2 protein-coding genes are annotated in these 2,723 nt (G+C 37.1%); one reads left to right on the top strand and one right to left on the bottom strand.

Annotated elements, in window-relative coordinates; all coding sequences use genetic code 11:
• Window positions 1–424: 424 nt before the first annotated feature.
• Window positions 425–1,705: an MFS transporter gene (locus tag Q8907_15680; GenBank protein ID MDP4275711.1), complete on the bottom strand. Its 1,281-nt coding sequence runs from the start codon at window positions 1,703–1,705 to the stop codon at window positions 425–427.
• A gap of 859 nt (window positions 1,706–2,564) precedes the next feature.
• On the opposite strand from Q8907_15680, the gene Q8907_15675 reads away from it, so the two are divergent.
• Window positions 2,565–2,723, top strand: a 159-nt coding sequence (locus Q8907_15675) for an NAD(P)-binding domain-containing protein (protein ID MDP4275710.1), incomplete at its 3' end; no start/stop codon positions are given.

Genomic DNA, 2,723 nt, shown 5'->3' with positions numbered 1-2,723 from the left:
CATAAAAAATAAGGCTCATTATTTCAATAAGAAATAATTGATTTTAAGATGTCATATGTAACTCCATGTTTGCTGTTTTCATTTTTTTTGTGTTTTATCGACAGCCATGAATTGCCGCCAGCTTTAGCAAGAGGGCAAAAAATCATTCAAATATCAGGAATGGGCTAAAGCCCATTCCTATTCAAAATTAGAAAATAAAAAATCTTTCAAAATTTTAAATTTTTTGACTAAAGCCCAATCCAAATATTAGCCCCTTCCTAAAATCAGCAAACATTATTTTTTTGTCCTGGGATAAAACCCAATCCTTTTAATTTTAATGTAATGTCTATTTTTTTCATGAATTGCCGCCAGCTTTAGCTGGCGGGCTGAAATTTAATTATTTATTGGGCTTTAGCCCAAAACTAAATTTTCAATATTCAATATTCTATTTATTTGCATGCAAAGTTCCTACTTCCAGTCCATGTGAATTCGAACGTTCCGAAGCCCTAAGCATAAAAGCAAAGAACAAACCCAAAAAGCCGCAGGCCGAAAAAATCCACATGCCTAAATGATATCCTGCAGGATGAACCGCACTGGCTTGTGAATAATCATTAGCCCATCCTATCAGTAAGTTAAATCCTGCAAGTCCAATATTCTGGATCATGGTCATCAGGCCATAGGCAGTACCCAGCTTCGAACTATCAACAACGATCGCAACCGAAGGCCACATCACGGCCGGGACCAACGAAAATGCTATTCCCATGATACCCATCGGAATATACAGGCTGATGTGGGTATATGCCATTAAAAGGTAGACAGGGATAATCAAAGCAGAACCAAACATCATCAGCAATGAACGCTTACCGATACGATCCGACAGCAAGCCAAACAAGGGGGTAAAAACCATTGCAGCCAATGTCAACAGACTGGAAAGGAAACCGGCAAATTGGCGGGATACCCCATGTGCTTCCTGGAAAAATTTAATGGCAAAAGTCTGAAAAGGAAACATGGCAGCATAAAAAGTAACGCACAAAAAAGTAATGAACCAAAAAGATTTTCCAAATTTTAAGATATCACTGATCAATATTTTGTCCTGCGAACCTTCCTTTGCAAGGGTAAAGTTTCTTTCAGCATACCAGTCGAGGAAATAATAAATTACCAATGTCAACAGGGTGATCACCCCGGCAACCATGGTAATCAGCAAAGGTCCCTGCCAATGGGCATATAAACCTTCAGCCCAGAAAGGAGAATTTAAGGCCAGAAAAGAGCCCAAACGTGCCACGGTCAAATTTAACCCGAAAGCAAAAGAAAGTTCTTTGCCTTTAAACCAACGGGCAATACTGGTTGTAATGGCCACGTTCATACTTTCAGCACCCAGGCCGAATATCAAGCGCCCTGTTGCCATGCCAAACAAACTACCGTTCAAGGCGGTGATAAAAGAACCAACCATCACCAGAAGACCGAAGATAACGGATGAACGCTTAGTCCCGATACGGTCGATGATGATGCCCCCGATCAGTACCATGAAAATATTCGGAATGCTGTAAATGGCGTTTAATGTACCCAGGTTGGAATCGCTAAAATGAAGGTCTTTTTTTAATAAATCTGCTAACGGACTGATGCTATCATAGATATAATAACTCCCCATCATGGCCAGGCTGATGACCAGAAGAACCATCCATCTGTAAAATGCCGAAGGCTCCCCTCCTTTTCTGATATTTCCCATATTTTTGTTTTATTAAATCGTTTGAAAATAAGCGTCAAAAATAGCATAATTCTTTAATATGCACCTATTTTTAGATGTAATGCTTTCAAAAAATCAAAAATTCAATGGAATGATTTTAATTTGGAAAGGGGTAATACAATAAAGAATATAACACAAAGTTGATTTTTAATATTTTACAAATTGAATAAAAGGGCTAAAATCGACTCCGATTTTTTGATCGAAATATACCTTTGGGATCAGGAAGAAAATACATTGAATAAATATCAAAGAACCTGATTGAACAATCTTGGACCGGGTTTAACAATTTTAAAAGTTCAAAATCGGATCAAACAGACGACATAGCGAATACAGGTCTAAATTGGTCTTCGTTTTAGCGGGGAACAATAGTCCAAATCATCTGATAAAATCCTGTTATTCTTTATTAAATCATTGATACTAGACGTCATTTCGAGAAATACATTTTGGCAGGATTAACATGTAAATTCACAAAGTTCGTTGGATACAACCTGTAATCCTGTAAATCATGTAATCCTGTCTATAATTTCTTTGAGAGCAATACATTTTCGCGTAAATGGCGCAGAGACGCAAAATAATCTTTAGAGATTACTCAGCGTAACTCAGAATTTTCTCAATGTAACTCAGGGTAAAAAATATTATTGTCATGCTGAATTAAGATGAGAAACGCCGAGATTCATTTACAAACATAAAAATTTCATGTCCGAATTATTTATAAAAATTTTTTCGCTTCAACGATTTGGATAAATGACAGTTCCTCTGAAAATTTAATGAATAGCGGAAACATTGGGAATTTTGAATTTATCCGCACTATTTGTAGCTTTAAACTTCAAAACACAGATTTATGTCAACTAAAAGATTGAAAATCGTATTTTTAGGTGCAGGGAATGTCGCCACCCACCTGTCAAAGGCACTGCAAAAAGCCGGGCATCATATTCTTCAGATATACAGCCGTACGGAAAAATCCGCAAAAGAATTGGCAATGCAACTTAATGTACCGTAT

This window comes from Bacteroidota bacterium (genome assembly GCA_030706565.1).
In the GTDB taxonomy this organism is placed as follows: domain Bacteria; phylum Bacteroidota; class Bacteroidia; order Bacteroidales; family JAUZOH01; genus JAUZOH01.
The sequence above is the reverse complement of the archived record's forward strand: the minus strand, read 5'-3'. Positions and strand labels throughout refer to the sequence as shown.